Genomic DNA, 6,687 nt, shown 5'->3' with positions numbered 1-6,687 from the left:
GGTCATGCTGGAGCGCGGCGAGTTCGAGCGCCGGCTGAAGGCGGTCGTTCGCCATGATGCGTGAGGCTGCGGCCCCGGCGGGCGTCCCGCTCTGGCAGCAGCGCCCGTTCCGGATGCTGAGCTACACCCGGTTCTTCTCGCGGGTCGCGCAGAACGCGCTCAACTTCGGCCTCGTCCTCCTCATCACCGAGGAAACCGGGAAGGCCGTCTACACGTCATTGCTCGTCCTGGCGCTCGTGGTGCCTTCCACGGTGGCGGGGCTCGTGGCCGGCACGGCCGCCGATGTGCTCCCGAAGCGGCTCATCGTCTTTACTGCCGACCTCGCGCGGGTGGCCATCTGCATCCTCTTCCTCCGGGAAGGCGGAAGCGCCGTCAGCTATTACCTGTTCGCCGTGCTGCTCGCGACGACGTCGCAGTTCGCGGGGACGGCAGAGAGCGCCATCCTGCCCGCCATCGTCCGGCGCGATGAGCTGGCGCGCGCCAACGCCATCGGCCAGGCGGTCGGCGGCGCGGCCCAGGCCATCGGTCTCGGCGTCGTGACGCCCGTGGTGCTCCGGCTCATCGATTCGCGCGACGCGCTGTTCGGGCTGTCGGCCGGGCTCTTCGCCATCGCCGCGGTGCAGGCGCTGCTCATCGGCAGCACCGCCGCCCCGGCGCGGCAGGAAGTCGGAGGCGAGCCGGGAGGCCGCTGGTGGACCGCCGGCTGGCGGGCGATGCGCAGCGACCGGGCGGTGCTGCACGCTGCCGTCGAACTGACGCTCATCTCGGCGACGGTCATCATCCTGAGCGGCCTCATCCCGACCTACATCACCGAGGTGCTCGGTGTCCGCATCGACTTCGGCGCGATCGTGCTCCTGCCGGCGGTAATCGGCGTGGCGCTCGGCCTGCGGGTCGCGGGTTTCCTCGCACGGCGGGTGCCGCATTCGCTCCTGAGCAGCAGCGGCTTCCTCGTCTTCGTCGTGTCGCTGGGGCTGCTGGCGATGGTCAACCAGCTCGCCGGGTTCCTCGGCGGATTCGGGATGTTCGGCTGGCTCAACAGCGTTTCGATCGGCCGGTTCGACGGCGGGGGTGTGATCGCCATGCTCGTCATGCTGCCGCTCGGCTTCGCCTACGCGACCGTTTCGGTGGCGGGCCAGACGGTCATCGACGACCGGGTGCCGCTTTCATTGCGGGGGCGCGTCGGGGCCACGCAGGCGGCGATGGCGGCGCTCGCCTCGTCGATCCCGGTGGTCGTCGCCGGCGTGCTGAGCGACTGGTTCGGGGTCGCGCCGGTGTTCGGGCTCGTCGCCCTGGCGACGGGGTTCGTTGCCGTAGCGAACCTGCGGAGCGGCCGCGGCGCCGACCGCGGGCCCCGGACGGTGGCCGTTTCGCACCGCTGAATCGGTTCGTTGACTCGCCGATCCTGGCGAACCTATCATCGAATTCGGGAGCCGCATCGTGGCGTCCTCCCGGGAGGGCTCGACGTGAGAGAGCTGAGCATCGAAAGCATCCGGCTGAGCCTGATGAACTACCAGCGCGTGGTCATCCTGCGCGAGAAGGATTCCGACCGGTATCTCCCGATCTGGATCGGCCCCGCGGAAGCGGACGCCATCGCCGTCCGTCTGCAGGACGTCTCGGTGGCGCGCCCGCTCACCCACGACCTCCTCCGGAACATGATCGAGCAGCTCGGCGCGCGCGTCGCCTACATCATCGTGAACGACCTCGAGAACGACACGTTCTACGCGCGCATCGTGCTGGACGTGAACGGGAAGACGCTCGAAGTCGACAGCCGGCCGTCGGACGCCATCGCGCTCGCGGTGCGGGTCGATGCGCCGATCTTCGCCGAGGAGTCGGTCCTCGACCGGGCCGGCGTCATCCTGGAGGAGGGCGAAGAGGCGGAGGGGAAGGACGTGAAGGCCGGCGCGCGGCCGCTCGAGGAGACGAAGCCGGCGGACCCGGAGGAACTCGAAAAGCTCGGGGTGTTCAAGGAATTCATCGAGGGGCTCGACCTCGATGACTTCGACAAGCGATAGACCGATGGCCCGCGAGACCCGCGGGCCATCTGCTTCCCGGTTCTGCTTGCGCATTGCTTCACAATCAGCCTATGATGCGCGGGGTCTGGAGGCCGGGTGCCCCAGGGTGGCCGCGTGAAGGCGTGGCTCGTACCAGCTGCGAGCCTGCTCGGCGCGGGGTGGTTCTTCGCCACCGCCGTCATCGCTGGGGTGGTCATTGGCCGGTGGGCCGATGGCAGATCCGGACTTGAGCCCACATTCACGCTCATCGGGATTGTCCTCGGGCTGGCCGTCGCGCTCTACGGCGGCTACCGGATGGTGCAGCCCCTGCTGAGCCGGCTCGATGACGAGCCACCGGAGTGAAGTCGGCTTGAAGATTATCGTCATCGCGGTCATCGCCCTCGCTGTCATCCTCTCCGGCTTTTTCATCGCCGCCGGGCCAGAGCCGCACATCGTCATCCCGGGCGAAGTCCTCTGGAAGGTGGGGTTCTTCCCCATCACCTCGACGCTCATGGCCGCCTGGCTCGCGATGCTGGTGCTCATCGTCGGCACCTTCCTGATGACCCGCTCGATGAACCTCATCCCGTCCGGGGCTCAGAACTTCATCGAATCCATCATCGACTTCCTCTACGGCCAGGTCGAGGAGATCGCGGGTGAGAAGAACGCCCGCCGGTTCTTCCCGGTGGTTGGCACGTTCTTCCTCTTCATCCTCGTCGCGAACTGGGTCGCCCTGACGCCGATTTTCAAGTCCATCGGCATCACGAAGGACTACGGCCACGAAATCTTCCACGAGATCCAGCTCAAGGCGGAGAAGGACAAGCCGTTCGACAAGGACAAGCACTTCCTCGCCTGGCAGATGGAGGACGCCGGAGGCATCGGCGTCGCCCAGAGCGGCGCGAAGACGTTCAAGTTCGAAATCCACGCCGGGGAGGCGCCCGGCGACGCGCTCGACCGGTACATCATCGCGCTGGCCGAGTTCTACACCGACTTCAAGCCCCATGCTGACGCCGCGCACGGGACCGGGCATGCCGACCCGGCGGACGTCGAAGCGGCGCTTGCCGCGCTCGAGGCCGACCCGAAGGCGCCGAAGTTCATCCCCGCGGACGACCACGGCCACGGAGAAGATGACAAGGCGCATGCTGCGGTGACGAGCGTTGCGCTGGGGACGTCCTACACGGCGCTCGAGTTCCCCGGCGACAAGATTGCGCTCGTCTACCCGTTCTTCCGGGCGGCCTTCAGCGACCTGAACAACACCCTGGCGCTCGCGATCTTCGCGTTCCTCGTCATCGAGTTCTGGGGCTTCCAGTCGCTCGGGTTCGGCTACCTCGGCAAGTTCTTCATCAACCCGCTGAAGAACCCGATCCTCACGTTCGTCGGCCTGCTCGAGCTGGTGTCGGAATTCATCCGGATCATCAGCTTCGCCTTCCGCCTCTTCGGCAACATCTTCGCCGGCGGCGTGTTGCTGCTGATCCTCACGTTCCTCGTGCCGTTCCTCGCCCCGCTGGGCATCTACGGGCTCGAGCTGTTCGTGGGGCTCATCCAGGCCGTCGTGTTCGCGATGCTGGTGCTGGTGTTCGCCGTCGGTGCTGTGGAGCACCACGGCGACGAGGAGCACCACGACGAGCACGGCGGCGGCCACGGCGACGGGCACGGATCGCCCGCCGCCCATCACCAACCGGGGGCAGTCCAGGCGCACTAGCGCCTGTACGCAGGTAATCCAGGAGAACGCACCGCGGAAGGGTGCAACGGAGGCAAATCGGTCATGGAACTTCTCAGCTATCTCCCGTTCCTCGTCATCCTCGAGACTGACGGCGCGAAGGCCATCGGCGCCGCACTGGCGATGGCGGTCGGCGGTATCGCCCCCGCGCTCGCGATCGGCATGCTCGCGGGCAAGGCGATGGAAGCTCTCGGCCGCAATCCGGAAGCCCGCGCCGCCATCCAGACGAACCTCATCCTCAGCGTCGCGTTCGCCGAAGCGATCGGCATTTACGCGCTGCTCTCGGCGCTCGTCATCGCGTTCGTCATCTAGTCGGGCTACGCCGGGGCGGGGCTTCTCACCCGCCCGGCCCGTGTGACGTGAGGAAAGGGGTTACGCCGTGGGCGACGCATTCTCGGCCCTTGGGGTAAGCGTTCCGCTGCTGCTCGCGCAGATCGTGAACTTCGCGGTGCTGCTCATCATCCTTCGGTTCACGCTGTACAAGCCGGTCCTGCGGATGCTCGACGACCGGAAGCAGCGCATCGCGGAGGGGCTGAACGCGGCGGAAATCGCGCGGCGGGAAGCCGCCTCGGCGCAGGCGAACATCCAGGCGCAGCTCGAGGCCGCCCGCAAGGAAGGCCAGGAGATCGTGGCGAACGCGCAGGCGATCGCGAACCGGATCGAAGCGGAATCCCGCGAGCAGGCCGCGCGCGAGCGCGAAGCCGCGCTCGAGAAGGCGCGCAACGAGATCCAGCTGGAGCGCGACCGCGCGATCGCGGAGCTGCGGCGGGAGTTCGCGGCCATCACCGTCGCTGCGGCAGAGAAGGTCATCAACCAGTCGCTCGACCAGCAGGCGCACCAGCGGATCATCGAAGAGACGCTGGCCGAGTCGCGGTTCAGCGGGAACTAGGCGATGGCAGACACGGCAGCAGCCCGCCGGTATGCGCAGGCCGCCTTCAGCATCGCCCGGGATCGCGGCGAAGTCGCGGCCTGGCGGTCCGACGTCTCCGACATGGCGACGGTCCTCGCCGAGTCCGAGCTGGCGCCGATGTTCGCCGACCCGGCGATTCCCGCGGACCAGAAGTTCCGCGTCCTCGAGCGCGTCCTGGAGGTCTCGCCGCTGGTGATGAACCTCGCGAAGCTCCTCATCCAGAAGGGGCGCTCGCAGGATGCGCGGGCGGTGGCCGATGCGTTCAACCGGCTCGCCGATGACTACGAGGGCATCGCGCACGCGGAAGTGACGACGGCGGTCCCGCTGACGGAGGAGCAGCTCGCGTCGATCCGGGCGCGGCTCGGTCAGCAGCTCGGCAAGCAGGTCGTCGCGACGTCCCGGGTCGATCCCGGGATCATCGGCGGCGCCATCGTCCGGGTGGGTGACCGGCTCATCGATGGGAGTGTTCGCACGCGGCTGAAGCTGCTTCGCCGCGAATTGGAGGGAGCCCGGTAGCCGGGCGTTCGAATCAGGAAGGGGTAATGCCGCATGGCAGTTCGCGCTGAAGAAATCGCGTCCATCCTTCGCGAGCAAATCGAGCACTTCGGGTCGAAGGTGACCGCGACCGATGTCGGCACGGTCATCGAAGCCGGTGACGGCGTGGTGCGCATCCACGGCCTCTCCGGCGCGATGTACTCGGAGCTGCTGGAGTTCGCCAACGGGACGATGGGCATCGCCCTGAACCTGGAAGAGGAGTCGGTCAGCGCCGTCATCCTCGGCGACTACCTCGGCATCAAAGAAGGCGATGAAGTCCGCTCGACCGGCCGCGTCATCGAGGTGCCGGTCGGTGATGCGCTCATCGGCCGGGTCGTCGACCCGCTCGGCAACCCGATCGACGGGAAGGGTCCGATCAACACCACGAAGACCCGCCCCGTCGAACGCATCGCCCCCGGGGTGACCCTCCGCAAGAGTGTGTCGGTGCCGGTGCAGACGGGCATCAAGGCGATCGATGCGATGTTCCCGATCGGGCGCGGCCAGCGCGAGCTCATCATCGGTGACCGCTCGACGGGCAAGACGGCCATCGCGCTCGACACGATCATCAACCAGAAGGGCGGCGATCTCATCTGCATCTACGTCGCCATCGGCCAGAAGGCGGCGAAGGTGGCGCAGGTCGTCGGCATGCTGGAGGAGTACGGCGCGATGGAGCACACCATCGTCGTCGCCGCCAACGCCTCTGAGTCTGCGGCCCTCCAGTACCTCGCTCCGTATGCCGGCTGCGCCATGGGCGAAGAGTTCATGGAGAGCGGCCGCGACGCGCTCATCGTGTACGACGACCTGAGCAAGCACGCGTGGGCCTACCGGCAGATGTCGCTCCTCCTCCGCCGCCCGCCGGGCCGCGAGGCATATCCCGGCGACGTGTTCTACCTCCACAGCCGCCTGCTCGAGCGCGCCGCGCGCCTCGAGAAGGGCGGTTCCCTCAGCGCCCTTCCGATCATCGAAACGCAGGCGAACGACGTGTCGGCCTACATCCCGACGAACGTCATCTCCATCACCGACGGCCAGATCTACCTGGAAACGGACCTGTTCAACGCGGGCATCCGGCCGGCCATCAACACGGGCCTCTCGGTGAGCCGCGTGGGTTCGGCCGCGCAGACGAAGGCGATGAAAGCCGTGTCGGCCGGCCTCAAGGCGGAGATGTCGCAGTACCGCGAGCTCGCTGCCTTCGCGCAGTTCGGCACGAGCGATCTGGACGCCGCGACCCGGCGCCAGCTCGAGCGCGGCCAGCGCGCGACGGAAATCCTGAAGCAGGACCAGTTCCAGCCGCTCAGCCTCGCCGAGGAGGTCTTCGTCATCTACGCGCTGACGAGCGGCCTGCTCGACGACGTTCCGGTCGCGAAGGTGCGCTCGTTCGAAAACGAGCTGCGGAAGTACCTGGCCAGCAACGAAAAGGCGCTCATGGACGAGATTCAGTCGAACCCCGTCATGACGCCCGAGCTGCAGGAGCGCATCACGACCGTCATCAAGACGTTCAAGGAGACGGTGCCGTACTAGGCCGCGCGGCCCGGCGG

General features: G+C 67.5%; 8 protein-coding genes. All 8 read left to right on the top strand.

Translation table 11 applies throughout. The annotated features are described in order from the left end of the window. Positions 1-53: 53 nt before the first annotated feature. The 8 genes from N2041_RS12580 to atpA all read left to right on the top strand — a co-directional run bounded on the left by N2041_RS12580 (position 54) and on the right by atpA (position 6,670). Positions 54-1,379 carry an MFS transporter gene (locus N2041_RS12580; protein ID WP_297678925.1) on the top strand — a complete coding sequence of 442 codons (1,326 nt, stop codon included), beginning with the start codon at positions 54-56 and terminating at the stop codon, positions 1,377-1,379. An 84-nt stretch (positions 1,380-1,463) separates the two neighbouring features. Continuing rightward, complete coding sequence (locus N2041_RS12575) at positions 1,464-2,012, top strand: bifunctional nuclease family protein (RefSeq protein WP_297678924.1); 549 nt, start codon at positions 1,464-1,466, stop codon at positions 2,010-2,012. 96 nt (positions 2,013-2,108) lie between these two features. Further along, positions 2,109-2,354: an AtpZ/AtpI family protein gene (locus tag N2041_RS12570; RefSeq protein WP_297678923.1), complete on the top strand. Its 246-nt coding sequence runs from the start codon at positions 2,109-2,111 to the stop codon at positions 2,352-2,354. A gap of 7 nt (positions 2,355-2,361) precedes the next feature. Further along, positions 2,362-3,690, top strand: a complete 1,329-nt coding sequence (locus tag N2041_RS12565) for a F0F1 ATP synthase subunit A (protein WP_297678922.1) — start codon at positions 2,362-2,364, stop codon at positions 3,688-3,690. A gap of 63 nt (positions 3,691-3,753) precedes the next feature. Then, positions 3,754-4,020, top strand: a complete 267-nt coding sequence (locus N2041_RS12560; RefSeq protein WP_297678921.1) for an ATP synthase F0 subunit C — start codon at positions 3,754-3,756, stop codon at positions 4,018-4,020. A 67-nt stretch (positions 4,021-4,087) separates the two neighbouring features. Continuing rightward, positions 4,088-4,597 (top strand): F0F1 ATP synthase subunit B, encoded by a 510-nt coding sequence (gene atpF / locus N2041_RS12555; protein ID WP_297678920.1) that lies wholly within the window; start codon positions 4,088-4,090, stop codon positions 4,595-4,597. A 3-nt stretch (positions 4,598-4,600) separates the two neighbouring features. Further along, a complete protein-coding gene (gene atpH, locus N2041_RS12550) occupies positions 4,601-5,134 on the top strand; it encodes an ATP synthase F1 subunit delta (RefSeq protein WP_297678919.1) in 534 nt (177 codons plus the stop codon). Positions 5,135-5,167: 33 nt separating this feature from the next. Further along, complete coding sequence (gene atpA, locus N2041_RS12545; protein WP_297678918.1) at positions 5,168-6,670, top strand: F0F1 ATP synthase subunit alpha; 1,503 nt, start codon at positions 5,168-5,170, stop codon at positions 6,668-6,670. Positions 6,671-6,687 lie beyond the last annotated feature (17 nt).

It is taken from the genome of Tepidiforma sp. (genome assembly GCF_026419595.1).
Classification (GTDB): Bacteria; Chloroflexota; Dehalococcoidia; order Tepidiformales; family Tepidiformaceae; genus Tepidiforma.
This window is presented reverse-complemented; position numbering and strand designations above follow the sequence as displayed.